The following is a 26,194-nucleotide window of genomic DNA, read 5'->3' on the forward strand; positions in this document are numbered from 1 at the left end:
TCAAATAGCGAAAGTAAAAAGAAAGAAAATGGCGTGGTGACTTTTCCCGCCCGGGTGTGCTCGGGAAAACGAAAGAACGGGCCGGATGCCGTATCGCACAATGCTTAACAGGCGCCTGCAAGCGCTTACACAAAGTATTGCGGTGCAACAACTTTCGTTTCAATAGAATATATCTTCCTTTTTCCTTTCAATTTGTTGACATCTTTCGAATCGCTGCCCTAGAGTCGGCCCAATCGCTTTCGAAACGCCCGGTGAACGGGTTGGGAGTCCGCGTGGAAATCTGCGTTCGTCGCTCGCCGCTGATGCTGGCCCTGTTGCCGGCATTGATGCTGGCGTCCATGCCGGCCCGGGCCGAGCCGGTCGGCAACCTGCGTTCGGTCAGCGCCAGCGCCAGCCGCGACGGCGTGCAGGGCTGGGATCTGCAGACCGACAAGGGCGCGCGCATCCGCATCGAACTGCCGGCTACCGACATCATCCGCGTGCAGGCCGGCCGCAACGGCACGCTGACCGGCGCCGGCGACAAGGCCGCACCGATCGTGTTGCCGCAGCCCAAGGCGAACGTACAGGCGCAGCTGGAAGAAGACGCGCAGGAAATCCGCGTGCGTACCGATGCACTGGTGCTGCATGTGCAGCGGCAGCCGTTGCGCCTGCGCCTGGAGCGCCTGGACAACGGCCAGCCCACCGCGCTGTGGCAGGAACTGCAGCCGCTGGACCTGGATGCCACGCAGAGCGTGCAGGTGCTGTCCTCGCAGGCCGATGAAGGCTATTTCGGTGGCGGCCAGCAGAACGGCCGTTACCAGTTCAAGGGCCGCGAGCTGGAAGTGTCCTACTCCGGCGGCTGGGAAGAGGGCGACCGCCCCAGCCCGGCGCCGATGCTGCTGAGCAGCCGCGGCTGGGGCATGCTGCGCAATACCTGGAGCGATGGCAGCTACGATCTGCGCGAGGCCGACCAGGCCACGCTGCTGCATCGCGAAGACCGCTTCGATGCGTACTACTTCGTCGGCGCCGACCTGCCGAAACTGATCGAGCGCTACACCCAGCTGACTGGTCGCCCCAACATGGTCGCGCGCTGGGCGCTGTCCTACGGCGATGCCGATTGCTACAACGACGGCGACAACAGCAAGAAGCCCGGCACCGTGCCCGAAGGCTGGAGCGACGGCCCGACCGGCACCACCCCGGATGTGATCGACAGCGTGGCCAAGCAGTACCGCGCCCACGACATGCCCGGTGGCTGGATCCTGCCCAATGATGGTTACGGCTGCGGTTACAAGCAGTTGCCGGAAACAGTGAAGGGCCTGGCCGGCTATGGTTTCCGCACCGGCCTGTGGACCGAGAACGGCGTCGACAAGATCGCCTGGGAAGTGGGCAAGGCCGGCAGCCGCGTGCAGAAGCTGGACGTGGCCTGGACCGGCAAGGGCTACCAGTTCGCGATGGACGCCAACCGCCAGGCCTTCAACGGCATCCTCGACAATTCCGATTCGCGCCCGTTCCTGTGGACGGTGATGGGCTGGGCCGGCATCCAGCGCTATGCCGTAGCGTGGACCGGCGACCAGAGCAGCAGCTGGGACTACATCCGCTGGCATGTGCCGACCCTGGTCGGTTCGGGCCTGTCCGGCATGGCCTACGCCAGCGGCGATGTCGATGCGATCTTCGGCGGCAGCGCCGAGACCTTCACCCGCGACCTGCAGTGGAAGGCGTTCACTCCGGTGCTGATGGGCATGAGCGGCTGGTCGTCGAACGCGCGCAAGCACCCGTGGTGGTACGACGAGCCCTACCGCAGCATCAACCGCGACTACCTGAAGTTGAAGATGCGCCTGACCCCGTACATGTATGGGCTGGTGCACGAGGCCGCGCAGAGCGGCGCGCCGCCGGTGCGTGGCCTGATGTGGGACAACCCGCGCGATCCGCATGCGCAGGATGAAACCTACAAGTATCAGTTCCTGCTCGGCCGCGACCTGCTGGTGGCACCGGTGTATCGCAGCCAGGCCGCAAGCCGTGGCTGGCGCCGCGACATCCACCTGCCTGCCGGCGGCTGGATCGACTACTGGGATGGCCGCCGCGTGCAGGCCGCCGCCGATGGCCGCCAGCTCGACCGCCAGGTGGACCTGGCCACGCTGCCGGTGTTCGTGCGTGCCGGTGCGATCCTGCCGATGTACCCGTCAATGCTGTTCGATGGCGAAAAGCCACTCGATGAGGTGACGTTCGACCTGTACCCGCAGGGCGAGTCGCAGTACACGCTGTACGAAGACGATGGCAACACCCGCCGCTACCAGCAGGGTGAATCGAGCACGCAGCAGATCCGCGTGCAGGCGCCGGCGCAGGGCAGCGGCCCGGTGCAGGTGCAGATTGATGCCGTGCAGGGCCAGTACAACGGCCAGCTGGCGCAGCGTCGTTATGGCCTGCGCGTGCTCAGCCGCCAGGCGCCGCGCGCGGTACAGGCCGGTGGTCGCGCGCTGCCGGCGCTGGCCGATGCCGCTGCGTTCAACAACGCCAGTGAAGGCTGGTACTTCGATGCCAAGGAGCGTCGTGGCACCGTGCATGTGCGCACCGCCGCCCAGGACATCCGCCAGCCGTTGCAGTTGCAGCTGGACTTCGCGGTGGCTGCCGCGGCCGCCGACGATGCCTATCCGGCCGCGCCGGTGCTGGGCCGCGAACTGCCGGCCGACAGCCTGCTGGTGGTCAATCGCCCGGCCGAAGAACCCGGCCATGCGCTGGAGAATGCCTTCGATGATGATCCGGGCACCTGGTTCCGCAGCGTGCGCAACCAGGCCGTGCGCACCGGTGCGCACGAGTGGGTGATCGGCTTCGGCGAGCGCAGGATGATCGACGGCATCGACATCGCGCCGCGCAACGATAAGAACTGGAAGCACGGCCAGGTACGCGACTACGAGGTCTACCTCGGCGACAGCAATGGCGAGTGGGGCGAGCCGATCGCCCGCGGCCGCCTGCAGCTGAAGGAAGGCGTGCAGCGCATCGACTTCCCGGCCCACGCCGGCCGCCTGCTGCGTTTCCGCGTGCTGAGCGTGCAGAACCCCGAAGGCGACGGCGCCAGCAGCACCGACCCGATGGTGACCGCCGCACAGGGCAGCGCCCGCGCCTTCGATGCATTGCAGCCGCGCGATGTCGGCCCGATCGCCTTGTCCACCTTCCACATTCTTGAACACCAGGAACCGGAGCGACCGGCCCGGCAGCGCTATCTCTCCGAGCTGCCGGTGCCGGCCGCGCTGGCCAGCCAGGTGCGCACCGACCAGTCGTTCCGTGGTGACGCGGGCATGCGCATGAATGGCCTGCAGTTCCGCCGTGGCCTGGGCGTCGGCGCCAACAGCCGCATCGACCTGCGCCTGCAGGGTGGCTGGCACCTGCTGCGTGCCGACCTCGGCATCGACGACGCCTGCCGCACCGCCGGTGGCCTGCAGTTCCAGGTCTGGGGTGACAACCGCCTGTTGTATGACAGCGGCCTGGTGAAGGCACCCGGCGTGGTCAAGCCGGAGCTGGACATCCGAGGCCTTTCCACCCTGAGCCTGCGCACGCTGGGTGCGCAGGGCAGTCAACCCGCCCAGGTCTGCGCCAACTGGGCCAATGCCGTACTGATCGGCCAGGAGGGCGACTCCGCCAGCATCGTCGCCCCATGACCCCCTCGTAACACCGCTCCTCCCCCCGCCCATTCCGACTACGGCCCTCGTGGCCGTGGCCCGGGAGCGTTTTGCCCGCCGAACGCCCACGCGCTCACTTATTGCGCTGCACCCCTGCCAGGAGAGAACCCCGATGTTGCCCGCCCGCCACCACCGCCCCCCCTGTCGTTCGATCGCTCCGCTGTCGCTGGCCATCGCCGGCGTGCTGCTGTCGGTCGCCGTTCCTGCCTTCGCCCAGGAGAGCAAGGACAAGGCCACCGACCTGGCCCGCATCGAGGTCACCGGTTCCAACATCCGCCGCACCGACGTGGAAACCGCCTCGCCGGTGCAGGTGATCAGCAAGCAGGATATCCAGAACATGGGTGCGCGCACGCTGCTGCAGGTGCTCGACAACCTGCCGGCCGCCCGCCCGGCGCAGCAGGACGCGCGTTCGCTGTTCACCGGTTCCGATGGTGCCTCGCAGGCCAATCTGCGTGGCCTCGGTGCCCAGGGCACGCTGGTGCTGCTGAACGGTCGCCGCCTGTCGTACTACGGTGCACCGGCCGGCTTCCAGACCCAGTTCGTCAACATCGATGCGATTCCGGCCGCGGCCATCGAGCGCATGGAAGTGCTGACCGACGGCGCCTCGGCGGTGTACGGCACCGACGCGGTGGCCGGCGTGATCAACGTGATCACCAAGCGCAACTTCCAGGGGGCCGAGGTCAGCTTCACCAACGACACCTCTTCGCGCATCGACTCCTACGGCGAACGCCAGGCCAGCATCACCGCCGGCTTCGGTGACCTGGCCGAGAACCGCTTCAACATCTACGGTGCGGTGAACATGTACCGCCGCGACGCGATCCCGCTGAGCGATTTCTACGACAAGCGCCCCGACCAGTACTACGTCAACAACCCGAATTACCTCAACAACCTGCGCCTGGGCGTGGGCAGCAAGCCGGGCGAGTTCAACCCGGGCAGCTACTTCGCGTTCGATCCGGTCACCGGCCGCCGCGTGCAGGAGGCTGCGCCGGGCTGCAAGAACGTGCTGACCAGTGAAGCGGCCGGTCCGCGTTGCGTCTGGGAAACCTGGATGAACAACGAGATCGATGCCGGCGCCAAGTCCGAGCGCAACACCGCCTATCTCAACGGCACGTTCCTGGTCGGTGACAGCACCGAGATCTTCGCCGAGGCGACCTACACCGACATCGACCTGCGCGCCAACGGCGGTACGCCGCGCACCTACGGCACCACTACCGGCAACCCGACCAGCTGGTTCTCGCGCAACACCGGCAACACCGTCAACCAGTTCCTGTACCCGTTCCTGGGCCCGAACAACGAGTACAACCACGCCAGCCCGGAAATGAAGGCGATGATGGGCGGTGTGGTCGGCCTGAATTACCTGCTGCAGGATGCCGGCCCGAACTACTTCGGCCAGCGCAACACCGACAAGAGCTACCGCGTGCTGGCCGGTGCGCGTGGCAACCGGGGTGACTGGAACTGGGAGACCGCGTTCGCCAGCGCCGGTACGCACTCCACCACGTACCAGACGATCAACGTCAACATCAAGGGCTTCGAGAAGGCGTTCGGCCCGTACTCGATCGATCCGGGCACCGGCCGCGTGATCATCTCTGATCACCCGGCGTACAAGTTCGGCGAGATCAGTGAAGCCAACGCCGCACTGATCCGTGAAGCGTTCCCGACCTTCGACATCCAGTCGTGGACCCGCCTGCACACCCTGGACGGCAAGATCGAAGGCCCGCTGTTCCAGCTGCCGGCTGGTGAGATGCGTGCCGCGTTCGGCTTCAATGCCAGCCGTGAGACCTTCTATACCCCGGGCAACGCCGATGCGGCCAACGGCCTGATCACCCAGCAGGGCGGCTCCTGGTTCGACGGCAAGCGCAACACCTACGCGCTGTTCGCCGAGACCGTGGCGCCGATCACCGACAAGCTGGAACTGGACGCGGCGGTACGCGTGGACAAGTACCCGAACTTCAGCGCCAACGTCGCGCCGAAGATCGGCTTCAAGTACCAGGCGTTCGATCAGCTGATGCTGCGCGGTACCTACTCGACCGGTTTCCGTGCACCGAGCCTGGCCGAATCCGGCAACGGCGGCGTGTTCGCGCAGCTCGGCGGCTACCGTGACGAGCTGCGCTGCAACGAGACCAACGCCATCGCCAACCTGCTGCTGAAGTCGCAGCGGCCGGGCGATGTCGATCTGGGCAAGACCATGCTGAACGTCGATTGCAGTCGCACCGTGGCCCGCATGACCCAGCCGAACAAGGACCTGAAGCCGGAGAAGGCGAAGATCGCCACCCTCGGCTTCGTCTACGAGCCGGCAACCTGGCTGTCGGTGTCGGCCGACTACTGGTTCATCTACCGCGACAATGAAATCGTCGCGCCGGACTACCGCCGCATGGAAGACATCATCTCCTCGTCGCGTTCGCCGATCACCGACAGCGACCGGGCCAACCTGGCGCAGCTGGCGGCGATGTGTGCCGACCCGGCCAGCGGCGTGAACTGCCCGTCGGCACTGCCAGGCTATTCCGCCGGCAACGTGGCCAGCGTGGTGGGCCAGTACAAGAACCGTGGCAAGACGCTGATCGACGGCTTCGACATCGATGCGCGCAGCCGCTTCTCGCTGGGTGACTGGGGCAACCTGAACATCGGTCTGGCTGCCACCATCGCCAACCGCAACCGCTTCTACATGGACGAAGCGAGCGGCTGGTATTACGGCGACGTGGTGGGCTACTACAACAACCCGCGCCTGCGTGCCACGCTCAACGCCGACTGGACCTACAAGCAGGTCACCACCAGCATGTTCGTCAACTACGTGGGCGGCACCAAGTGGGCCACCGACCAGGTTGATGAGGTGAGCAACAACAAGGAAACCTGCACCGGCGGCTACCTGGCCCTGCAGAAGAGCAAGTGCGACGGTGCACCGTCGTGGTGGACCGCCAACATGAGCGTCACCTGGCGCCCGGATGATGCGTGGAACCTGAGCTTCACCGTCAAGAACCTGTTCAACCGCCTGCCGTTCTACGACCCGAACAGCTTCCTGGGTGACTCCAGTGACTACGCAACGATCTTCGGTCGTGGTTACAGTGTGACTGTCGGTTACCGGTTCAAGTAATTCCGTTTGCGTGACCTGGCGTGCCGGCTTCGGTCGGCACGCTGCCAAGAGGAGAGATGTTTGCCATGAAGCGTAGGGAATTCATCGCGGCCAGCGCCGCTGTCGCCGCCAGCAGCCTGCTGCCGCAGACCCCGGCCTGGGCACGCGGGCGCAAGGTGCGCCTGGCCATGATCGGTACCGGCATGCGTGGCCTGGTGCTGCTGAAGGAACTGGTGCGCCGCGATGACGTCGAGGTTGTCGCCGTCTGCGATATCGAGCCGATCATGCTCGGCCGCGCCGTGGAGATGGTCAGCAAGGCCGGCAAGCCGGCCCCGAAGACCTATGGCCAGGATCGCGACACCAATGCCTGGAAGCGCCTGCTGGAACAGAAGGGCATCGATGGCGTGATCATCGCCACACCGTGGGAGTACCACGCGCCGATGGCGATTGCCGCGATGCAGGCCGGCGTGGCAGTGGGCTGTGAAGTAGTGGCCGGCATCACCCTGCAGGACCACTGGGACGTGTTGAAGACCCAGTTGAGTACCGGCACGCCCTACATGCTGCTGGAGAACGTCTGCTACCGCCGCGACGTGATGGCCGCGCTGCAGATGGTGCGCCAGGGCCTGTTCGGCGAGCTGGTGCACCTGCAGGCCGGCTACCAGCACGACCTGCGCGGCGTGAAGTTCAATTCCGGTGACCCGAACCAGCCCTACGACAGCGGCGTGGAATTCGGTCCCAAGGGCTGGAGCGAAGCCCGCTGGCGCACCGAGCATTCGGTCGAGCGCAACGGTGAGCTGTATCCCAGCCACGGCATCGGCCCGTGCGCGATGTATACCGGCATCAACCGTGGCAACCGCTTCACCCACATCAACGCCTTTGCGACCAAGGCGCGCGGCCTGCACGAATACACCGTGGCCAAGAGTGGCGGCACCACCCATCCCAGCACCAAGGTGAAGTTCAAGCTGGGCGACATCGTGACCACCACGCTGGCCTGCGAGAACGGCGAGACCATCCTGCTGCAGCACGACACCTCGCTGCCGCGCCCGTACTCGATGGGCTTCCGCGTGCAGGGCACCAAGGGCCTGTGGATGGATGTGAACCATTCGATCCACATCGAAGGCCGCAGCCCGCCGCACCAGTGGGAGGAGTTCAAGAAGTACCAGGACGAGTACGAACACCCGCTGTGGAAGCAGAATGCCGAGACTGCTGCCAGCGCTGGTCATGGTGGCATGGACTGGTTCGTCATCCATGCGTTCGTGGAAGCGCTGAAGGCCAAGGCACCGATGCCGATCGACATCTATGACGCAGTGACCTGGAGCGCGATCACCCCGCTGAGCGAGCAGTCGATCGCCAACAGCTTCCAGACCCTGGAGTTCCCGGACTTTACTGCTGGTGCGTGGAAGCAGCGCAAGCCTATCTTTGCGTTTGATGGGAAGTACTGATCTGCTCTGTGTAGAGTCGAGCCATGCTCGACTGCTTTGAACACAACGCCGGGCCATGCCCGGCGTTGCTGTCTGCATCGGTGCATTGGCACCCGTAGAGCCGAACCCACGCCCGGCTGTCTTTCCCGCCGACCGCATTAAACTAACGGCCCCGCCGTTGGCGGAGCCCCATACCATGCCATGGCAGAAGATCAGCGAACTTCCTGACCAGCGATTCGTCGGCCCCTACGGCACCGAATTCTGGCGAATCCACGAAGGCCAAGTCTTCCACCAGGGCCGGTTGCTGCGCAAGGCCGACGCGGCCAGTTTCGAGTTCATCCCCGAGCACTATTTCATCGCGCGCGATTCGCACGCCGTCTACCACGCCTGGACCCGCCTGCCTGCGATTGACCGCGACAGCTTCCGCCAGTGCGGCGATTACTGGCTGGACAAGCGCAATGTCTACTTCGAATACGAGACTTCGCTGAAAGCCTTGGCCGAAGCCAATTGCGCCACTTTCCGCAGTATGGGCGGCGGCTACGGTGCCGACGATCACGGCGGCTGGTACTGCGGCCGACGCATGAAGCATTGCCTGCGCGGCGACCTGCTGCAGACAATCCCGCAGGACCCGCTGTACGCCGTTGACGACAGCAGCGTCTACTGCGACGGGAAGCCTCTGCCCGGCGTGGATCACGCGCGCTGGCGGCTGCTGGACGGACACTTCTCGGGCGATGGCAGCTGTGTCTACTACTTGGAACGGAAGCTGCCGCGCGTAGATGTGGCGTCGTGGCGTCTGTTGCAGGGGAGCTGGTCGCGGGACCATAAACACCTGTTCCATATGTTCATGATCGAGACCGACCCGATGCTGCGTGCACAGCATGGTTTCACGGATGAAGAGGGTTGACGCGCGAAGCGGCTACCGTGACACCTTGATCTGCGTCAGCCGCCCCCCGGACGCCCTGGCATGCGGTACGCGGAACATTGCACCAGGTTGCACGAGTTCGGCCTGCTGCATCATCTTGGGCCACCACTCCAGAAGCCGCGCTGCGCGCTCGTAGTGGTTGAACGTGCTCCAGCCCTTGGCCAGAACGAATACGGTCAGGCCGAGGCGTGCGATCGCCTCGCGCTCTGCGGGCTTGCGATGATGATGGTCCTGGGTAACGTGTACGCGGATGCCACGCTGGGTGGCCGCGTCGAAGAGCTCCAGGTCAGTAGTGCCGGGCATCACGAACTCCCTTACGTGGAAGACTTCGTGTTCGTCCGTTCCTGCAATGGCGTCGATGGCCCGGGCCAGCGCGGGCGGAAGATTCTCATCGATCTGCGCCTTCAACGCGCGGCTCGATTCTCGAACTGCAGTGCTTTCTTCACTGCAGTCAGAGATAGGTCATACAGCTTGGCCACGCGACGCTCGTCGCCACCTTCGGCGCGCAGCGCCTCGACAATGGCGATGGTAGGAACGCCCGATTCGGCAAGGATGGGCTGACCAAAACTGCGCTGTGGATCAAATACCACCGCACGGGATCCCTTCAGTGGGAACCATCGTTCGGCACGATCATCGATGCCCAGTTCGATGCCGTCACGCAGCGAAGGTGCGATGACCTTGCGCATCACGTCCTGGCGCTTCACCACATCCACCAGTGCTGCATCGCCGCTGTCGCCCACGAGCTCCATGAAAATGCGGCGCCCATCAGTCTTGAAGCTCGTGCTGGTGAAGGGGTACTCCTTACCGAGCCGCTCGTTCAGCTCGACAATGGTTCGCCGCACCAGGTTGAGTGGCACGCCACATGCGACGAATGTGCGGACGAAGCGCAGCTCGATCAGATCGCGAAAGCCAATGCCGTCGATCTCTGAATCGGCCCATTGCGACTTCCACAGGGGAGGGTGGGCTTCCGGATTCCCGTGCTTCCGACCCTGATAGCCCTTCAGCCACCGGCGCAGTTCCGACGAGCTGCCGCCAATGAAGCGCGCAGCATCGGCGTAGGAATAGAGACCGACGCCGAGGCTGTCCTGTGCTGGCAAGGCGATACCCATGGCGCCGAGTCTACTCAATCCAAATGGAGCTGGAGTACAGAATCACATTCTGCGCCCTGCGGGACTCATAAACTGAGAACGGAGACATGCGCGGGCGAATCTGCCCGGTGATTGGCAGGCCGAAGCCGACAAGAAGATGGCGCGCCCGGAGGGATTCGAACCCCCGACCAATGGCTTCGGAAGCCACTACTCTATCCGGCTGAGCTACGGGCGCGTTGTAGAACCGCCGCGCCGTCGGCCAGTGCCGGGGCGGGCGTCGCAGCGCCATGAAGCGGTGCGGGACGGGCATTCTATCCAGTTTCGCCGAACAAATCTCCCCCCACCGGCAAAGCCCTGCCGGAGGGGCAGGAGTATCCTATCGCCATGGCTGATACCCCCCTCACTTCGCCGCAGTCGCCGGCGACGCCGCGTTGGCGGCATTACTGGAGTCTGATGCGCGCTGATCGCCCGATCGGCACGTTGCTGCTGCTGTGGCCCACCTGGTGGGCGTTGTGGCTGGCTGCCGGCGGCCTGCCGCCGCTGTGGACGCTGTTCGTGTTCACCGCCGGCGTGTGGTTGACCCGCTCGGCCGGTTGCGTCATCAACGACTACGCCGACCGCTGGCTCGACCCGCATGTGGAGCGCACCAAGGCCCGTCCGCTGGCCACCGGCGCAATCAGCGGCCGTGCCGCGCTGGCACTGTTCGCGGTGCTGATGCTGGTGGCCTTCGGCCTGGTGCTGACCCTGAACGGGCTGACCATCGGCCTGAGCTTCATCGGCGTGTTCCTGGCCGCCAGCTACCCGTACCTGAAGCGCTATACCCATCTGCCGCAGGTCTACCTGGGCATGTCGTTCGGCTGGGGCATCCCGATGGCGTTCGCCGCCGTGCAGGGCGAGGTGCCGCTGCTGGGCTGGCTGTTGTATGCCGGCAACATCCTGTGGTCCACCGCCTACGACACCTGGTACGCCATGGTCGACCGCGAGGACGACCTGAAGATGGGCTCGCACTCCACCGCGATCCTGTTTGGTGACCTCGACCTGGTCATCCAGGGCGTGTTGTACGCGCTGTTCCTGGCCACCATGGCGCTGGTCGGCGTGCGCGGCGGGCTGGGTGGGTACTACCTGGCCGGCGTGGCGGTGGCCACCGTTCTGGTGGTGTACGAGTTCTGGATCTGCCGCAACCGCGAGCGCGGCCCGTGCTTCAAGGCGTTCCTGCACAACAACTGGGTGGGTGCCGCGCTGTTCGCCGGCATCGCCGTGGACCTGGCGCTGCGTTGAGCCCAGGGTGAGGTAGAGCCGGCCGCTGGCCGGCTGCACCCGTATGCGGTCCCGAGGTTGCCGGCCAGCGGCCGGCACTACCATCCCGCCACCTACGACGATCCTTGAGTTTGGTAGAGCCGGCCGCTGGCCGGCTGCACCCGTGCGCGAACCCGAGGTTGCCGGCCAGCGGCCGGCACTACCATTCCGCCACCTACGACCAATAGGTGGCAGACAGCCTGCACCCCACCGCCCAGAATCGATCCATCGAACCTGGGAGGGTAGGCGATGGCCTCGACGGCAGCAGTACAGGACGGCTGGATGGCGCGCGCTGCGCTGCGCTCGGCCGCCTGGGCGGAAAAATGGTTCCCCGATGCGTACGTGTTCGCGGTGCTGGGCGTGGTCATCGTCGCGGTGGCCGCGATGGGCTTCGGCTCGACTCCGCAGGCCACTGCCAGCGCCTTCGGTGACGGCTTCTGGAGCCTGATCCCCTTCACCATGCAGATGGCCTTCGTGGTCATCGGTGGCTACGCCGTGGCAACCGCACCGGTGGTTGCACGCTTCATCGACTTCCTGGCCCGGGTGCCGCGCACCGGACGCGGTGCGGTGGTGTACGTGGGCCTGGTCAGCATGCTCGCCTCGCTGCTCAGCTGGGGCTTCTCGCTGGTGTTCGGCGGCCTGCTGGTGCGCGCGCTGGCCCGCCGCACCGAACTGCGCATGGACTACCGCGCCGCCGGTGCGTCGGCATATCTTGGCCTGGGCGCGGTGTGGGCCATGGGGTTGAGTTCCTCGGCCGCACAGCTGCAGGCCAACCCGGCCAGCATGCCGCCGGGGCTGGTGGAGATCACCGGCGTGTTGCCGTTCACCGAAACCATTTTCCTGTGGCAGTCGATTGCGCTGACTGCAGTGCTGATCCTGGTCTCGCTGCTGATCGCCTGGCTGACCGCACCGGCTGCCGGCAGTGCGCGTACTGCCGAGGAGTTCCCAGGCGCTGCGCAGGCCGAGCCGGAACCGCTGCAGCGACGCACGCGCCCGGGCGAATGGCTGGAATACAGCCCGCTGCTGACCGTGCTGCTCTCGCTGCTGGCGTTCGGCTGGCTGTTCAACGAGTTCGCCAGCAAGCCGGTGGTCACTGCCATCGCCAACCTCAACACCTACAACTTCCTGTTCATTTCGCTGGGCCTGCTGCTGCACTGGCGGCCGCGCAGCTTCCTCAACGCGGTGGCCAAGGCGGTGCCCAGCACCACCGGCGTGTTGATCCAGTTCCCGCTGTACGGTGGCATCGCGATGATCCTCACCCATGCTGCTGGCGGCGACGGGCAGACACTGGCGCACCGCCTGTCGAGCCTGTTCGTGCACGTGGCCAGCACCGATACCTTCGCGCTGGTGATGGGCGTCTATTCGGCGGTGCTGGGCTTCTTCGTGCCCTCCGGCGGTGGCAAGTGGATCATCGAGGCGCCGTACGTGATGCAGGCCGCCAATGAACTGAAGGCACACCTGGGCTGGGCGGTGCAGGTCTACAACGCGGCCGAAGCGCTGCCGAACCTGATCAACCCGTTCTGGATGCTGCCGCTGCTGGGCGTGCTGGGCCTGAAGGCACGCGACATCGTGGGCTTCACCTTCATCCAGCTGCTGGTGCACATTCCGCTGGTGCTGGGCCTGCTGTGGCTGCTGGGCATGACCCTGGCCTATGTGCCGCCCGTGATGCCCTGAATGCAGGGTTGGCTTCCCTGCGTGCGTTGGGAAGCCAACCTTGTTCAGCGCGTGTTTCCGGCGGCGAACGCCATGAATGCGTGCAGGCTGACGATGGCATGAGCACATGCCGAACCCGCATGAATCCTTCAGCCGCTTGTGCCACAAGGGCTTCTGCGCGTTCATTCACAGGCGTACACGCGGATGTAGCCGCGCACCCACGCGTGATTAACCATTCGCTGCAGACGATGGCCACGTCCACCGCATTCCGCGAGTGGCTTTGGAGATCGGACATGGCACAGCAGAACCAGAACCCGAACCAGAAGCAGCAGGGCCAGCAGAACCAGCAGGATCAGCAGCAGGGTCGTGGCCGCGACCAGCAGCAGCAACAGCAGCAGGAACAGCAGCAGGAACAGCAGCAGCGCAACCAGCGCAACCAGCAGCAGGGTGGGCAGGACGAGGAAGAGTGACCTCGCTACCAGCTCCAGTGATGCGAAGCCCCGCCCCGTGCGGGGCTTTGCTTATTCCAGCATGCCGATGCGCTGCAACACCGGCGCCGCCGACATGTCGTTCGGATTGGTGCCGGGCTGATCCTGCGGCACGTCCATGCCCATGCCGCGGTACAGATCCACCCAGCGCTGGGCGATCTCCCCGGTCTGCGGGTTACGGAAATTCATCGGCTGCAATGCGAACACGTGGTGCGCACGGAAGGCGCGTTCGATGAAGTCCGAGCAGTAGTAGCTGTCCTCGTTCAACACATACGACGTGTTGTACGGCTTGCCCAGCATCGTGCGCGCGGTGGCGACCGCATCCCTGATCGCTGCCTGCTGCGGCGCGCGCAGGCGATAGACCACGATCTGCCGCTGCTTGGCGCGCGCTTCCTGGCGGAATTCGACCAGCGATTGCCGGCGCGATCCTTTCTCGTCTGCATGCAATACCTCCCAGCCCTTCGGCGCGGAGGCGACCAGCGCGACGTGATCGAAGCTGGGCGCGCCCTGCTTGCCGGTGGCATCGTCGATGGCCGCACTGAGACCGCTGCGGCCGGCGGTGACGAACAGAAGGTCGCCTTCGTGGACATCGACGGCCCTCGCCACCGCCGGCCACAGGGCGGGCAGCAGCAGGCCGATCAGGAGCAGGAGGCGATGCATGAGGACTCTCGGACAGGCGGAATGCCTGAATTGTAGGGTGCGCGGTAGCATGGAGCGACCGGACCGGATTCAGGATGAGCCCATGTGTCGATACCGTTCTGCCGCACCGTTGATGCTTGCCTGTAGCGCGGTGCTGGCAGCCTGCGCGCCAGCGCCGCAGGCACCGCATACCGCGACCGAAGCCTCACCTACCGCAGCGGCGCCGGCGACCACCCCCGCCGAGCCCACAGCTGTGGCTGCACGCGGTGAATGCCTCTACCCGGACTTCGATGCGTTCCTGAAGCATTTCGGCAACGAGATCGCGTTGCAGGAAAAGGCCACCGCCGATCCGCTGCTGGACAGCTACATCGATGCCGAGGCCGAGCCGGAACCGCGCAAGGTGGAAAGCCGGCTGGCGCGGGCCGATGTCGAGTGGCCGGTGATGCCTGATCCCGCCGCACTGGCCGGGCAGGGCCGCGAAATGCAGGTCAGCCCCCTGGCCGATGGACAGCGGCAGGTGCAGATCCGCACGCCGGACAGCAGCGACCAGCAGACCTATACCTTTGCGCAGGCGCCGTGCTGGACGCTGGTCAAGCGTGAGGATGAGTCGATCTGATGGCTGATCCGGCACAGGCGCGGCGGGCCAGCGGCTGCTAGGCTCGATCCCTGGTCCAGGCAGGGAGACGCCAATGCAGGCTTTCAGGAAGCGCACCACCACCGCCGCCATTGCCGCCGTATTGGCGATAGTCCCGTTCAGCGGCGCGCAGGCACAGTCGGTGCATGCCGATGACCGCACCTACTTCGCCAGCGCCGCGTCCGAACAGACCGCGCGCGACGCGTTGGGCAAGCGCGTCGAGGCCCTGCAGCAGGCGTCCACCCTCGCACCGGCGGAACGCTTCCAGCAGGCCGAGGCACTGGAGGCGCAGTGCCTGCGTCATCTCGGCTACCTGCATCTGCAGTCCGCCCGCAACGCGCGCGATCTTCGCCCGGCACAGGCGATGGAGCAGGCAATGGGGCTGTGCAGCCGCATCGCTCGCAGTGGTCGCGCCGCACTGCGCGAGGCGCCCGCAGATGCGGCGTGGGTAGCGCCGTATGGCTTCCTGCGCACTCGGGCGCTGAAGGACGCTGCCACCCCGGCCAACGCCGCGCTTGATGAGGCCGTGGAGGCACTGGCCGATCCGGCGCTGGACAGCTTCGCGCGCCTGCGCGGGCAGATCCTGCGCAGCGCCGAGTATCCGCAGATCGAGCACGGCGGTCGTCACTGGGACACCGGACGCGACAAGCAGCTGCTGGCCCAGCAGCCCGACCGCCCCCTGCGCGAGGCCGGCTGGAAGGGCTACTGGCAGGGGCTGCACTCGCGCCGTGAGCCGATGGCCTCGGTGCTGCTGGGGCTGGTGCAGGTGAATGACGCCGCCGCACGCCTGCAGGGTGACGGCTCGGCGCCGGCATATGGCTACCAGCGCATGGGCCTGGATACTGCCGCAGTGGATGCAACGCTGGTGGCGATCGAACGGCACGCTGGGGACCGCCGTGCCTACCAGGACATGCTGCTGCGCCACGCTGCGCGATCCGGCATCGACGCGCCGCAGATCTGGGATACCACCGTGCCCGATGCCGGCTATACGCCACCAGTGCTGACGTTGGCGCAGCTGCGTGACAACGCCGCCGATGCCATGCAGCACCTGGGGCCGGCGTACGTCGCCGAACTGCGCGCGCTGCTCGATCCGGCCAACCAGCGCATGGATCTGGCCACCGAACGCGGTGACCGCAGCCAGGACGCGTTCTCGGTGAGCGCTCCCGGTGTGCCGGCAATGCTGTTCGTTGGCCTGCGCCGTGGTGATCTGGAAAGCGACGTCGAGATCGCCCATGAAGCCGGTCATGCCGTGCACGGCGAGTGGATGCAGCGCGGTCATGCGTCGCCGCTGCAGCGCAATGGCAGCCAGTGGCTGACCGAGGCGTTCGCGATCTACAACGAGCTGCGCTTCCGCGACCAGCTGTACCAGCAGGCAGAGGATCCGCGCGCCAAAGCCTATTACCTGAAATCGCTGCTGGACGACATGGTGCTGCAGCTGTTCACCTCTTCCGAGGAAGCGCAGCTGGAGCAGTCGATCTATCGGGGCGTGGCCGCCGGCACGCTGGGCACCGCCGATGATCTGGATGCGCTGACCGGGCAGGTGCTGGCGCGCTTCGGCCAGCAACCGGAGCGCTACCCGCAGCTGCGCAACACCTGGATCGGCAAGCGCCTGATGTATGAAGACCCGAACTATCTGGTGAACTACCTGTATGCGGGGCTGCTGGCCGTGCAGCTGTACGTGCAGGACCAGCGCGACCCCGAAGGGTTCCGTGAGCGCTATCTTGCCGTGCTTGGCGAGGGCTTCGACCGCGCGCCGAACGAGCAGGTGGCGCAACTGCTGGGGCACGCGCCTGACTGGGCGGCCCTGGTGGATGCCGATCTGCAGGTGTTCAACCAGACGGCGGCGCAGCTGCAGGCGCTGCATGCGCAGATCGAGGCAGGGCAGGGTACGTGAACACGGCGCGCCCCTTGCAGCAGGCGGCCGTCACCGTGTGGCTGCTGTTGCTGCTGTGCCTGCTGCCGATGGCGGCGACGGCGGTCACCCCGATACCTGCGCTGGACGATCCGGTGGTGGATGCCGCCAACGCGTTGTCCGCCGACACCCGCGCCACATTGCGCAGGCAGGCGCTGCAGCTGCAGGCGCGGAAAGGTGCACAGCTGCAGGTGCTGGTGGTACCCAGCGTGGGCAGCGAAGGCATCGAGGCCTATGCACAGCGGGTGTTCGATCAGTGGCAGCTGGGGCGCGCCGGTGTCGACGATGGTGTGCTGCTGTTGGTGGCGGTGCAGGACCGCCGCGTGCGCATCCAGACCGGCTATGGCCTGGAAGGAGCACTACCGGACGCGTACGCCGCTCGCATCATCGACAACGCGATCGTGCCGCGCTTCCGTGAGGGCGATGTCGACCAGGGCGTGCTCGATGGCACGAAGATCATGGTGGCGCTGATCGATGGCGAGGACCTGCCGGCATGGGAAGAACCGTCGGCCAGCAACGTGCTGCCTGCGGACTGGCGACGTGCAGACTCGGTGGTGGCGTTGACCCTGCTGGCCGGCTTCCTGGCCGGGCTGTGGCGCTCGCCGCCGCCCCTCCCGCCGGCGAAGACCGAGGACGATTTCAGCGGCAGCCGTCGGGAGCGGCGGCGCAAGGCACTGGCCGCCAATGCATCGGCACCAAAACCAACCTGGCCGACCTTGCCGGCCTGGGGGCGCCCGATGCTGGTGACCGCTGTTGTGGGTGCGGGCATGCTCCCCGTGGCGCTGCTGCTGCCACGCCATGTGCTGCCGGGCCTGTGCTTCGTGCTGGCGCTGGGTGTGCCGGTGGCTGCCCTGCTGGGCTGGTGCTGGCGCCGCAGCCGAGGTGTGCGCATCGTGCTGTGCGGGATGCTGATGCTCAGCGTGCTCTTCCTTGTGCAGGCGCTGCTGCGTGGCCAGCTGCCACCGAGCCTGGCCCGGCACCTGCTGCTGCAGGTCGCTGCGGGCGTTGTTGCCCTGATGGTGTTCCTGCTGGTGCAGGCCTGCCGCACACGCTGGAAGAAGAACCGCAGCAGCTTCATCGTGCGCATGACGGTGCTGGTGCTGTTGACCCTCGGCTATGCCGCGGGCGCGTTGCTGGCGATCCATCGTGCCGAAGGTGACGATCCACGATTGCTGGCGATGATCGTGTCCGGGGTATGTGGCGTACTGCTGTACTTCGTGTGGTTGTTCACCATGCTGCCGGGCGAGCGCGCACGTGGCCGGGCTTCATCATCCCGCGAACGCACGTCGTCCCGTTCGTCATCCTCGTCGAGTTCGTCGTCGAGCAGTTCCAGCAGCTGGTCTGGAGGCGGCGGCAGCAGCGGCGGCGGCGGCGCGTCCGGCAGCTGGTAGTTCAGGTCGCCTGCACCCGCCAGCCGAGCGAGGCGTCCTCCACAACACCCGGGCCGGCCACGTCGCCGACCTGCAGCTGCAAGCCGCGCGCGTTCGGCAGGTCCTTCTGCTCGGGGAACCAGCGACGATCCGCCGCAACCACGATCAGCAGGCCCTCATCGTCGCCCATCGGCGCGAACTGCGGCGACGGCGGGCTGATCGGTTGCAGGCCGAACCGCAGGCTGGACTGTTCGCGCACAGCGTCGACATCGTGGCTGGGCAGGCCGACTTCGCTCAGGCAGGTCAGTTCGCTGCCGTGGAACGCACCTTCGCGCGCGCTGGCCGGCAAACGGCGGCGGCCGATCAGTTCCAGGATCAGGCCGTCAGGGCCAGTGAAGTACACCGACTGCGACTGCCAGCTGCTCTCCAGCGCGAAGTAGTCCAGTCCCGCCGGATTGCGTTGCAGCGGCGTGCGCTCACGCAACCAGGTCATCGCCTCGCTGAAGCGGTTGTCCGGTACGTTGAAGGCCAGGTGCACGCCACCGACCGGATGATCAGCTGCCGGCTGCAGTTCGATCGTGCTCCAGCCGATGTGCACATGATTGCCGACCACGCGCTGCTGCAGCACGTCGTGGAAATATGCAGCGATGGTGGTGACGTCGGACACCGGGAGGGTGAGGTGAAGCAGGCGCATGATCGATCCTCCGTGGAGCGCATGCACCGAGTGTAGACCTGGCGGGATTGCGTGGGTGTCACCGCGGGCGCAACGATTCGTTACGGTGGGTGCCGCGCTCGAAGATCACTCCACTGGTAGCCAGATTTCCACGCCGCCGTTGCCGCTGTGCTCATCGAAACGCATGTCGTAGCGTTCCAGATCGGGGGCATCGGCCAGGCTGAGCCCGGAGCCGGGCAGGTAGTGATCCAGCAGCCAGAACCAGGTCGAGCGGATGGTCGAGATGTGCCCGCCGTGCCAGGCCACCAGGTAGCGACGCGGCGGAATGTCCACGCGTTGCCAGTGCGCAGGTACGCTCGGCACCGCGCTGGCCGGCAGCGCGGCGATGTAGTCGAAGCCGCCGTCGTCATCGCTGTTGCAGCACACGCCGAAGCTGATCGGCGCCGGCGTCGGCCATTCCCGGTTGAGCTGCGCCCACTGTCCGGGTATCGCACCGCCGCTGTCGCGGGTATGCCGCATGCCGATACCCGCGACCTGGAAGGCAGGGGTATCGAGCAGGCGCGGCGCTTCACCGCAGGCAGTCGGCGCATCGTCCACGCGGATCGCCTGCACCAGCGCCAGCCCATCGGTGCCCTGTTCGCGTACCCGCTCCGGGGTCTGCCCGAACTGTTCGCTGAAGGCGCGGGTGAACGCGGCATGGGTGGTGTAGCCCGCGCCCAGTGCCACCTGCAGGATGTCGCCCGCCCCGTTGGCCAGCCGCTGCGCGGCAGCGGTCAGGCGCCGTCCCCGCAGATAACGCACCACCGAGGTGCCGGTGCGGGCCTGGAACAGGCGCGACAGATGGAACGGCGAAAGCCCCGCTGCGGCGGCAATATCGGCCAGTGCCAATGGCCGGTCCGCATGGGTTTCGATGTACCACAACGCCTTGCCTGCCGCGCTCATCCTTCCGTTCCCCGAATCCAATGCCGGGCACAGTAGCGGATCGCGTGGCGCTTCGTTTAGCAGTTCTTGCGCTGCAGCGGCATCAAGCTGTCGCACTGACGTCATGGCTCCTTCACAGATCGCGCCGAGACTGCGCGCCTTGTCCACGCCTGTTGTGTCCGAGCAGGTGCTGGCCCAGTCGCGTCCTCCCGGAGCCCTGCCGTGCATCGTTCGAAGCTTTCGCGTTCCATCCTCCTCGCCCTTTCCATGGCCAGCGCAGGAGGCGCGATCGCAGCGGAGGCCGATGCGGTCGATGCCCCGGCGGGCAGCCGTACGGCGCCCACCCAGCTCGACGCGATGCTGGTCACCGGCACCCGCGCCTCCAACCGCACCCAGTTCGAAACGCTGGCGCCGGTGGACGTGTTCACCAAGGAAGACATCAAGTCCGTCGAGTCGACCGATCTGAAGGACGTGCTGGCGCAGCTGGTGCCGTCGTTCGTGGTGCAGCGCCTGCCAATGGCGGACGGTCAGGTGTTCGTGCGCCCGGCGACCCTGCGCGGCCTGTCGCCGGACCAGACCCTGGTGCTGGTCAACGGTCGCCGCTTCCACCGCAGCGCGCTGCTCGGCAACCGTGGTGCGCAGGCGGCCGATCTGGCACAGATTCCAACCAGTGCGATCAAGCGCATCGAAGTGCTGCGCGATGGTGCGTCGGCGCAGTACGGCTCGGATGCCATCGCCGGCGTCATCAACATCATTCTCGAGGATGGCCCGGGTACCGAGATCACCGCTGGTTATTCGCAGTATGCGCAGGGCGATGGCGCCTCGCGCGATTTCAGTGCGCGCACCGGCTGGTCGCTGGGCGACTATGGCAGCCTGGTGCTGTTCGCTGAATCCTCCAATTCCGATGCCACCTCGCGCACCCGCCAGCGCCCCGATGCCATCGCCTTCCAGGCCGCGCATCCCGCGCTGGACGTTCCCAACCCGGTGCAGCGCTGGGGCCAGCCGGAGCTGGAAAGCCGCCGCGTCGGCTTCAACGTGAAGGCCAACGCCAGCGAGACACTGGAACTGTATGCGTTCGGTCTGTACAGCCACAGCGACGGTGTCAGCGATTTCAACTGGCGCAATCCGGACACCACCACCGGCGCGTATCGCACCACCGCCATCTTCCCGGGCTGGGACCTGCGTTCGTTGTACCCGGTGGGCTTCAGCCCGCAGTACGGCAACGTCCAGAACGACCTGCAGCTGGTCGGTGGCCTGCGCGGCGAGATCACGCCGAAGCTGCGCTGGGATGTCAGCGCCTCGTACGGCCGTAACGCGATCGACTACAGCCTGAAGAACTCGATCAATGCCTCGCTCGGCCCGGCCAGCCCCACCGCATTCGATCTCGGCCGCCTGACCCAGACCGAGAAGAACGCCAACGCCGACTTCAACTACGAGTGGGACGTAGCCGCGCTGGCCAAGCCGATCAACGTCGCTTTCGGTGGCGAGTTCCGCCAGGAGACCTACCAGGTGCGTGCCGGTGATCCGGCTTCGTACGCAGTGGGCCCGGGCGCTGCGGCAGGGCTGGAAGCCAATTCCAACGGCGCGCCGGGCTTCTCGGCCAGCCAGGCCGGGCAGTGGAGCCAGCGCAGCAAGGCGGCCTACGTGGATATGGAAGTGCCGCTGGGCGAGCGCTGGAGCATCGGCGCGGCCAGCCGTTACGAGGACTTCTCCAGCTTTGGCAGCACGCTGGACGGCAAGCTGTCGGCACGTTTCGCGATCACCCCGGACGTGGCCCTGCGCGGCACGGTGTCCACCGGCTTCCGCGCACCGACACCGGCGCAGCTCAATACCACCAGCACCACCCAGGGGCTGGATACGCGTACCCTGCAGATCTTCACCAGTGGCCGCCTGTCACCGAACGATCCGCTGGCCCAGCTGCTCGGTGCCAGGCCGCTGAAGCCGGAGGAATCGCGTACCGCGTCGCTGGGCCTGACCTGGCGCACCGACCTGGGCCTGTCCGGCTCGGTGGACGTCTACCAGATCAAGCTCACCGACCGCTTCAGCCAGTCGGCCAGTTTCGCCATTCCGGCTGGTACTCCCAATCCGCTGGGCTATACCTCGGTGAACTACTTCACCAACGACTTCGATACCACCACCACCGGCGTGGACGTGGTCGGCAACTACCTGCGCGACCTCGGCGCGGGTCGCATGACGCTGACCCTGGCCTACAACTACAACCGCACCCGCGTGGACAACGGCAGCACCTCGGTGGCCACCAACGAAACCCAGCGCGTGCTGTTCGAAGACCGCCTGCCCGAGCACAAGGGCAGCCTGACCGGCAGCTGGGATGTCGGCGCCTGGTCGCTGATGGCACGCATGCGCTACTACGGTGCCTGGACCGACGCCAGCGGCAATGCGGTGGGCGATATCTACCAGCGCTTCGGCGCGATGAGCTTCCTCGACCTGGCCGTGGGCTATCGCATCAACGAGCACCACAGCCTGCGCGTGGGGGCCGACAACGTGCTGGACCGTTATCCGGATGAGGCGGTGTTCCAGGCCAGCCGCGGCCTGGTCTACTCGCGCAACGCGCCGTACGACACCGACGGCGCCAACCTGTACGCGCAGTACCGATTGAGCTTCTGATGGACCGCACGCGCCGCTCCCTGCTGCGTGCCGGCACCCTGCTGCCGGCCGCAGCCGCACTGTCTTCACTGCCCGCCATGGCTGCCACGCGTTACGCTGCGCCCATGCAGATTCCCGCAACGACCGTGGCGCCGGACGTGCTGGCCCGCGATGAAGGCTATTGGGCCTCCGTGGCCAGCCACTTCGACATCACCGACGAAGTGAACCACCTGGAGAACGGCTATTGGGGCGCGATGGGCCGCGAGACGCTGGCCAGCTACCAGCGCCATACCGCTGAAGTGAACCGTGGCAACGCCTGGTACGGCCGTCGTGAGTTTCCGGCGCAGTACATGGCGGTGCAGCGGCAGGTGGCCGAGTTGCTGGGCGTGGGCGCCGACGAGATCGCACTGACCCGTGGCGCCACCGAGGCGATGCTGGCGCTGATCGGTGGCTACAATCGCCTGCAGCCCGGCGACCAGGTGCTCTACGCCGACATCGACTACGACAGCATGATCGGCGCGATGCGCTGGCTGCAGCAGCGTCGCGGCGTGCAGGTCGAGCGTATCGCGCTACCGGCCGTGCCCGACCACGCGCAGATCCTGCAGGCCTACGAGGCCGCATTCGCGCGGCTGCCACGCCTGAAGCTGGTGCTGCTGACCCAGGTCAGCCATCGCCATGGGCTGGTGCTGCCGGTGGCGGAGATCGCCGAACGCGCGCGAGCGCGCGGTATCGATGTGATCGTCGATGCCGCGCATGGGTTTGGCCAGATCGACTACGCGGTGCCGCAGCTGAAGGCCGATTTCGTCGGGATCAATCTGCACAAGTGGATCGGTGCGCCGGTCGGTGTCGGCGCGATGTACGTGCGCAAGGGGCGCGTGACCGACCTGGACCCCTACATGGGCGAGACCGACGATGGCCGGGTGGGCAGCCGCGTGCATACCGGTACGGTCAACTTCGCCGCCTACCTGGCGCTGCCGGAAGCGATTTCCCTGCACCAGCGTATCGGCGTAGCCAACAAGCAGGCGCGCCTGCGTTACCTGCGCGAGCGCTGGACGGTACCGGCGCGGCAGATGGCACATATCGAAGTGCTGTCCTCACCGGATCCGGCGTTGGCGAGTGCATTGGCCAGCTTCCGCCTGCGCGGGCGTACCAGCGTGGCCGACAACATCGCGCTGCAGAAGCGCCTGCTGGATGAGCATCGCGTGTTCACCACGCATCGCGATGGCTTGGAGTCCGGCGCGTGCGTGCGGGTGACGCCGTCGGTGTTCACCCGGCCGGAGCAGATGGATGCGCTGGTGCAGGCGCTGGACGCCCTGGCCTGACCCTGCTTTGGTGGGTGCCAACCTTGGTTGGCACATTCCGTCCGTGCCGGGGAATCTTCCGCCGGGCAGCGGCCGGCACTACCAGGCCTACCGCTCGATGGCCGGCAACGCATCCGACAACAACAACCGGTCGATCCTCCGCAGCGCACTTTCCAGCTGCCGTCGATCCGCCGCCAGTCCCAGCGACAGCCGCACTCCACTCTGATGCAATACCCCTGGCGGGCAGAACGCCGATGACGGTGCAATCGCCAGCCCCTGCAGCTGTGCGGTACGCACCAGCGTGGCGTCGGTCCACGGCGCGGGTATCCGGCACCACGCATGCAGGCCCTCTGCCCGCTGCAACAGCGACGGCGCCAGCAGGTAGCGGGCCATGCGCATGCGCTCGCGCGCCTCGGTGCGCACCTGCGTCAGCAGTGACTGCGCCGAACCATCCAGCAGCAGCTGGCTGGCCAGCGCCGAGACCAGCGGATGGCCCATCAACCGCGTTGCCCGCAGTGCGGCCGTCATCGCCTCGGCATGCGCGGCGCTCGGGCAACGCACGAAGGCGGTGCGCAGGCCGGGGCTGATCACCTTCGACAGTGTCGCCACGTAGAACACATGACGCGGTGCCAGCGTTGCCAGCGGTATCGGCGCCTCCTCGGCGAGGTGCCAGTACGGATCGTCTTCGATCGCCAGCAGGCCTTCGCTTTCCAGCACACGCGCCAGCGCTTCGCGCCGCTGCAGCGGCAGGGTCAGCGCGGTCGGGTTCTGGCAGGTGGGATTGAGATAGACCAACCGCGCGCCGCTTTCGCGTGCCAGCCGGGCCAGTGCATCGGGGCACATGCCGTGTTCGTCGCTGTCCACCGGCAGCAGGCGCCGGCCCAGTGCGGCGGCCGCCTGCAGCAGGCCCGGATAGACCAGCGCATCGCACAGGATCGCGTCGTCGTCGCGTCCCTGGCTGACCAGGATCGACGCCAGCGCCACCTGTGCACCTTCGGTCAGCAGCAGGCAGGCATCGTCCACCTTTCCCAGCATCGGCTGCAGCCAGCGCGCCGCTGCGTGGCGGTCGGTCGGGTTACCGCCGCCCAGGTGATAGGTCATCAGGTTCGGTGCGTTGCTGCGCGCAAGCACGGCGGCGGCACCGCGGCGCAGCGTCTCGGCCAGCGCATCGGCATCGGGCACCGGCGGCACGTTCATGCTCAGGTCCACCACCTGGTCGAAGCCGGCCTTGGGCGGTGCGATGAAACTGCCCTGTGGTCCACGCGCTTCGATCAGGCCACGCTTGCGTGCTTCATCAAAGGCCCGCGTCACCGTGGTCAGGTCGACGCCGAGCTGCTGCGCCAACGCGCGCTGCGAAGGCAGGCGTTGTCCCGGTGCGAGACCACCGCGGCGCACCGTGCGTTCCAGCGAGTTGACGATGCGCAGGTAGATCGGCCCGCTGTGCGCGAGTACGTCCTGCACCCATTCGCGGGCTGCGACATCCGGTCGCGGCATGTACGGAGCATGTCGGGGCGTATCGTTGCTTCCAACGGCGGGAGCCTGTCCATAACCATCGGTCGGTTCGGACAGGTGACCGCCGTTGTTGTTTGCGGCGGCCACGCCGGCCAGCGTCAGTGATGTCATTGCGCGTCCTCAGCGCTTGGCCTGCCAGGGGCAGTAGCAGCCCACGGCAAGCAGTCCTTTCGGGCGCACGGTCTCGCCGCGCACCAGTCTGTCCAGCAGCGGTTCGACGAAGCTGTTGGCCGAGTTGCACACCATGCCGATGCTGTACGGTCCTGCGTAGGCGAGGTGGCCCTGGCGATCCCAGATGGCTACGGCGGGGCTGGCCGGAATGTGTTCGATGCCGTCGATGGTCGGCAGGTTGATCACCTTGTTGCGCAGTGGCTCGGGCAGCTCGCCCTGCGTACCCGGGCGGCGGATGGCATAGAAGTCGATGCCGGCGCGGCGGTACATGCTGATCAGGTAGCTCAGGTGTGCACCGGTCTCGCGGTTGCAGACCGCGCACGCCGGGTCCCAGAAATGCACCACGCGGATGCGGCCGGTATCACCGGCCAGATCGGCCGGCAGGCGCAGCTGCGAATCGTCGAAGACGATGGCCTGTTCGGTGAAGGTGGACTGCGCGCTGTAGCCGAAGTACTGCCACAACGCAGCTGCCACGCCGGCCATGAACAGGCAGGCGAGGGCGATCATCGTCGGCAGCAGCCAGCGGCGACGAGGCGCGGCTGCGCCCATCAGGAATCTTCCCGGCCGAACTTGTGCACGTACTGCTTGCGCATCTCGCGGCAGGAATCGGCCTGCGCGCGGCGCTGGATCTCGCTACGCGACGGATCCTCGCTGCGCTGCACGCACTGCTTGATGGCGTGGCGTTCGGCGGCCTGCACATCCACGGTCTGCGGCTGCAGGCAGACCCAGGCCAGCGCGGCCAGCATCAACACCACAAAGCCACCGCACCCGGCCATCACCAGGTGGAATTTCAGTTTCTCGGCGCGCATCGATGCACGTCCCTTCATCCATACATTGCATACAAAATATCATCTTGTATGGATAAAGCG

At 66.4% G+C, this 26,194-nt stretch carries 20 protein-coding genes and 1 tRNA gene; 12 read left to right on the forward strand and 9 right to left on the reverse strand.

What is annotated here, in order from left to right:
• Positions 1–272: 272 nt before the first annotated feature.
• The 4 genes from ACMZ91_RS10485 to ACMZ91_RS10500 all read left to right on the forward strand — a co-directional run bounded on the left by ACMZ91_RS10485 (position 273) and on the right by ACMZ91_RS10500 (position 9,045).
• Positions 273–3,632, forward strand: a complete 3,360-nt coding sequence (locus tag ACMZ91_RS10485; RefSeq protein WP_414577019.1) for a TIM-barrel domain-containing protein — start codon at positions 273–275, stop codon at positions 3,630–3,632.
• A 133-nt stretch (positions 3,633–3,765) separates the two neighbouring features.
• The gene (locus tag ACMZ91_RS10490) at positions 3,766–6,741 is read left to right on the forward strand and encodes a TonB-dependent receptor domain-containing protein (protein ID WP_414577021.1); all 2,976 of its coding nucleotides are present in this window, start codon (positions 3,766–3,768) and stop codon (positions 6,739–6,741) included.
• Positions 6,742–6,806: 65 nt separating this feature from the next.
• Positions 6,807–8,162: a Gfo/Idh/MocA family protein gene (locus ACMZ91_RS10495; RefSeq protein WP_106469419.1), complete on the forward strand. Its 1,356-nt coding sequence runs from the start codon at positions 6,807–6,809 to the stop codon at positions 8,160–8,162.
• A gap of 175 nt (positions 8,163–8,337) precedes the next feature.
• Complete coding sequence (locus ACMZ91_RS10500; protein WP_414577023.1) at positions 8,338–9,045, forward strand: DKNYY domain-containing protein; 708 nt, start codon at positions 8,338–8,340, stop codon at positions 9,043–9,045.
• A gap of 12 nt (positions 9,046–9,057) precedes the next feature.
• On the opposite strand, the gene ACMZ91_RS10505 is transcribed toward ACMZ91_RS10500, so the two are convergent.
• The 3 genes from ACMZ91_RS10505 to ACMZ91_RS10515 all read right to left on the reverse strand — a co-directional run bounded on the left by ACMZ91_RS10505 (position 9,058) and on the right by ACMZ91_RS10515 (position 10,386).
• Positions 9,058–9,471 carry a DUF5615 family PIN-like protein gene (locus ACMZ91_RS10505; protein WP_033832463.1) on the reverse strand — a complete coding sequence of 138 codons (414 nt, stop codon included), beginning with the start codon at positions 9,469–9,471 and terminating at the stop codon, positions 9,058–9,060.
• Positions 9,468–10,172 (reverse strand): DUF433 domain-containing protein, encoded by a 705-nt coding sequence (locus ACMZ91_RS10510; protein WP_277778687.1) that lies wholly within the window; start codon positions 10,170–10,172, stop codon positions 9,468–9,470. Before ACMZ91_RS10510 ends, ACMZ91_RS10505 begins: the two co-directional genes overlap by 4 nt.
• 137 nt (positions 10,173–10,309) lie before the next feature.
• Positions 10,310–10,386 (reverse strand) — tRNA-Arg (locus ACMZ91_RS10515).
• A gap of 149 nt (positions 10,387–10,535) precedes the next feature.
• Between ACMZ91_RS10515 and ubiA the strand changes: the two genes are divergently transcribed.
• From ubiA to ACMZ91_RS10530, 3 genes are all read left to right on the forward strand, one after another.
• Positions 10,536–11,429 (forward strand): 4-hydroxybenzoate octaprenyltransferase, encoded by an 894-nt coding sequence (gene ubiA / locus ACMZ91_RS10520; protein WP_097049961.1) that lies wholly within the window; start codon positions 10,536–10,538, stop codon positions 11,427–11,429.
• A gap of 267 nt (positions 11,430–11,696) precedes the next feature.
• Positions 11,697–13,121 carry a short-chain fatty acid transporter gene (locus ACMZ91_RS10525; protein WP_180862767.1) on the forward strand — a complete coding sequence of 475 codons (1,425 nt, stop codon included), beginning with the start codon at positions 11,697–11,699 and terminating at the stop codon, positions 13,119–13,121.
• Positions 13,122–13,393: 272 nt separating this feature from the next.
• Positions 13,394–13,570, forward strand: a complete 177-nt coding sequence (locus ACMZ91_RS10530; RefSeq protein ID WP_239501119.1) for a hypothetical protein — start codon at positions 13,394–13,396, stop codon at positions 13,568–13,570.
• A 51-nt stretch (positions 13,571–13,621) separates the two neighbouring features.
• Here the strand turns inward: ACMZ91_RS10530 and ACMZ91_RS10535 are convergent, their stop codons facing one another.
• Positions 13,622–14,248: a YiiX/YebB-like N1pC/P60 family cysteine hydrolase gene (locus ACMZ91_RS10535; RefSeq protein ID WP_049461704.1), complete on the reverse strand. Its 627-nt coding sequence runs from the start codon at positions 14,246–14,248 to the stop codon at positions 13,622–13,624.
• A gap of 82 nt (positions 14,249–14,330) precedes the next feature.
• Between ACMZ91_RS10535 and ACMZ91_RS10540 the strand changes: the two genes are divergently transcribed.
• The 3 genes from ACMZ91_RS10540 to ACMZ91_RS10550 all read left to right on the forward strand — a co-directional run bounded on the left by ACMZ91_RS10540 (position 14,331) and on the right by ACMZ91_RS10550 (position 18,164).
• On the forward strand, positions 14,331–14,843 hold the full coding sequence (locus tag ACMZ91_RS10540) for a hypothetical protein (protein WP_414577027.1): 513 nt from the start codon (positions 14,331–14,333) through the stop codon (positions 14,841–14,843).
• A 73-nt stretch (positions 14,844–14,916) separates the two neighbouring features.
• Positions 14,917–16,755, forward strand: coding sequence for a M3 family metallopeptidase (locus ACMZ91_RS10545; protein ID WP_414577028.1), 1,839 nt, complete (start codon positions 14,917–14,919; stop codon positions 16,753–16,755).
• A gap of 68 nt (positions 16,756–16,823) precedes the next feature.
• Positions 16,824–18,164 (forward strand): TPM domain-containing protein, encoded by a 1,341-nt coding sequence (locus ACMZ91_RS10550; RefSeq protein WP_414577042.1) that lies wholly within the window; start codon positions 16,824–16,826, stop codon positions 18,162–18,164.
• Between the two features lies 1 nt (position 18,165).
• Here ACMZ91_RS10550 and ACMZ91_RS10555 read toward each other — a convergent pair whose 3' ends face one another.
• Both ACMZ91_RS10555 and ACMZ91_RS10560 read right to left on the reverse strand, forming a co-directional pair.
• The gene (locus ACMZ91_RS10555) at positions 18,166–18,837 is read right to left on the reverse strand and encodes a VOC family protein (protein WP_414577030.1); all 672 of its coding nucleotides are present in this window, start codon (positions 18,835–18,837) and stop codon (positions 18,166–18,168) included.
• Between the two features lie 105 nt (positions 18,838–18,942).
• The gene (locus ACMZ91_RS10560) at positions 18,943–19,758 is read right to left on the reverse strand and encodes an AraC family transcriptional regulator (protein ID WP_032127095.1); all 816 of its coding nucleotides are present in this window, start codon (positions 19,756–19,758) and stop codon (positions 18,943–18,945) included.
• A 201-nt stretch (positions 19,759–19,959) separates the two neighbouring features.
• Here ACMZ91_RS10560 and ACMZ91_RS10565 point away from each other — a divergent pair, with 201 nt between their 5' ends.
• Both ACMZ91_RS10565 and ACMZ91_RS10570 read left to right on the forward strand, forming a co-directional pair.
• On the forward strand, positions 19,960–22,362 hold the full coding sequence (locus ACMZ91_RS10565) for a TonB-dependent receptor plug domain-containing protein (RefSeq protein WP_414577033.1): 2,403 nt from the start codon (positions 19,960–19,962) through the stop codon (positions 22,360–22,362).
• The gene (locus ACMZ91_RS10570) at positions 22,362–23,663 is read left to right on the forward strand and encodes an aminotransferase class V-fold PLP-dependent enzyme (protein ID WP_414577035.1); all 1,302 of its coding nucleotides are present in this window, start codon (positions 22,362–22,364) and stop codon (positions 23,661–23,663) included. The genes ACMZ91_RS10565 and ACMZ91_RS10570 overlap by 1 nt, the downstream gene beginning before the upstream one ends.
• A gap of 87 nt (positions 23,664–23,750) precedes the next feature.
• Here ACMZ91_RS10570 and ACMZ91_RS10575 read toward each other — a convergent pair whose 3' ends face one another.
• Genes ACMZ91_RS10575 through ACMZ91_RS10585 form a run of 3 tightly spaced genes read right to left on the reverse strand, consistent with a single transcriptional unit; the run spans position 23,751 to position 26,152 of the window.
• Entirely contained in the window at positions 23,751–25,265 is a 1,515-nt protein-coding gene (locus ACMZ91_RS10575) for an aminotransferase-like domain-containing protein (RefSeq protein WP_134951258.1), read from the reverse strand.
• A gap of 9 nt (positions 25,266–25,274) precedes the next feature.
• Positions 25,275–25,874: a DUF6436 domain-containing protein gene (locus ACMZ91_RS10580; RefSeq protein ID WP_032127099.1), complete on the reverse strand. Its 600-nt coding sequence runs from the start codon at positions 25,872–25,874 to the stop codon at positions 25,275–25,277.
• Positions 25,874–26,152, reverse strand: a complete 279-nt coding sequence (locus tag ACMZ91_RS10585; RefSeq protein WP_414577037.1) for a hypothetical protein — start codon at positions 26,150–26,152, stop codon at positions 25,874–25,876. The genes ACMZ91_RS10580 and ACMZ91_RS10585 overlap by 1 nt, the downstream gene beginning before the upstream one ends.
• Between the last annotated feature and the right edge of the window lie 42 nt (positions 26,153–26,194).

This window comes from Stenotrophomonas sp. FR024, assembly GCF_047500745.2.
GTDB classification, from domain to species: domain Bacteria; phylum Pseudomonadota; class Gammaproteobacteria; order Xanthomonadales; family Xanthomonadaceae; genus Stenotrophomonas; species Stenotrophomonas maltophilia_A.

What these genes read in the sequence shown, in the direction of transcription:
- ACMZ91_RS10490 (WP_414577021.1), top strand. Translation starts at nt 3,766, where the DNA reads ATGTTGCCCGCCCGCCACCACCGCCCCCCCTGTCGTTCGATCGCTCCG.
- ACMZ91_RS10495 (WP_106469419.1), top strand. Translation starts at nt 6,807, where the DNA reads ATGAAGCGTAGGGAATTCATCGCGGCCAGCGCCGCTGTCGCCGCCAGC.
- ACMZ91_RS10500 (WP_414577023.1), top strand. Translation starts at nt 8,338, where the DNA reads ATGCCATGGCAGAAGATCAGCGAACTTCCTGACCAGCGATTCGTCGGC.
- ACMZ91_RS10510 (WP_277778687.1), bottom strand. Translation starts at nt 10,172, where the DNA reads ATGGGTATCGCCTTGCCAGCACAGGACAGCCTCGGCGTCGGTCTCTAT.
- ubiA (WP_097049961.1), top strand. Translation starts at nt 10,536, where the DNA reads ATGGCTGATACCCCCCTCACTTCGCCGCAGTCGCCGGCGACGCCGCGT.
- ACMZ91_RS10525 (WP_180862767.1), top strand. Translation starts at nt 11,697, where the DNA reads ATGGCCTCGACGGCAGCAGTACAGGACGGCTGGATGGCGCGCGCTGCG.
- ACMZ91_RS10530 (WP_239501119.1), top strand. Translation starts at nt 13,394, where the DNA reads ATGGCACAGCAGAACCAGAACCCGAACCAGAAGCAGCAGGGCCAGCAG.
- ACMZ91_RS10535 (WP_049461704.1), bottom strand. Translation starts at nt 14,248, where the DNA reads ATGCATCGCCTCCTGCTCCTGATCGGCCTGCTGCTGCCCGCCCTGTGG.
- ACMZ91_RS10540 (WP_414577027.1), top strand. Translation starts at nt 14,331, where the DNA reads ATGTGTCGATACCGTTCTGCCGCACCGTTGATGCTTGCCTGTAGCGCG.
- ACMZ91_RS10545 (WP_414577028.1), top strand. Translation starts at nt 14,917, where the DNA reads ATGCAGGCTTTCAGGAAGCGCACCACCACCGCCGCCATTGCCGCCGTA.
- ACMZ91_RS10550 (WP_414577042.1), top strand. Translation starts at nt 16,824, where the DNA reads ATGGCGGCGACGGCGGTCACCCCGATACCTGCGCTGGACGATCCGGTG.
- ACMZ91_RS10555 (WP_414577030.1), bottom strand. Translation starts at nt 18,837, where the DNA reads ATGCGCCTGCTTCACCTCACCCTCCCGGTGTCCGACGTCACCACCATC.
- ACMZ91_RS10560 (WP_032127095.1), bottom strand. Translation starts at nt 19,758, where the DNA reads ATGAGCGCGGCAGGCAAGGCGTTGTGGTACATCGAAACCCATGCGGAC.
- ACMZ91_RS10570 (WP_414577035.1), top strand. Translation starts at nt 22,362, where the DNA reads ATGGACCGCACGCGCCGCTCCCTGCTGCGTGCCGGCACCCTGCTGCCG.
- ACMZ91_RS10575 (WP_134951258.1), bottom strand. Translation starts at nt 25,265, where the DNA reads ATGACATCACTGACGCTGGCCGGCGTGGCCGCCGCAAACAACAACGGC.
- ACMZ91_RS10580 (WP_032127099.1), bottom strand. Translation starts at nt 25,874, where the DNA reads ATGGGCGCAGCCGCGCCTCGTCGCCGCTGGCTGCTGCCGACGATGATC.
- ACMZ91_RS10585 (WP_414577037.1), bottom strand. Translation starts at nt 26,152, where the DNA reads ATGAAGGGACGTGCATCGATGCGCGCCGAGAAACTGAAATTCCACCTG.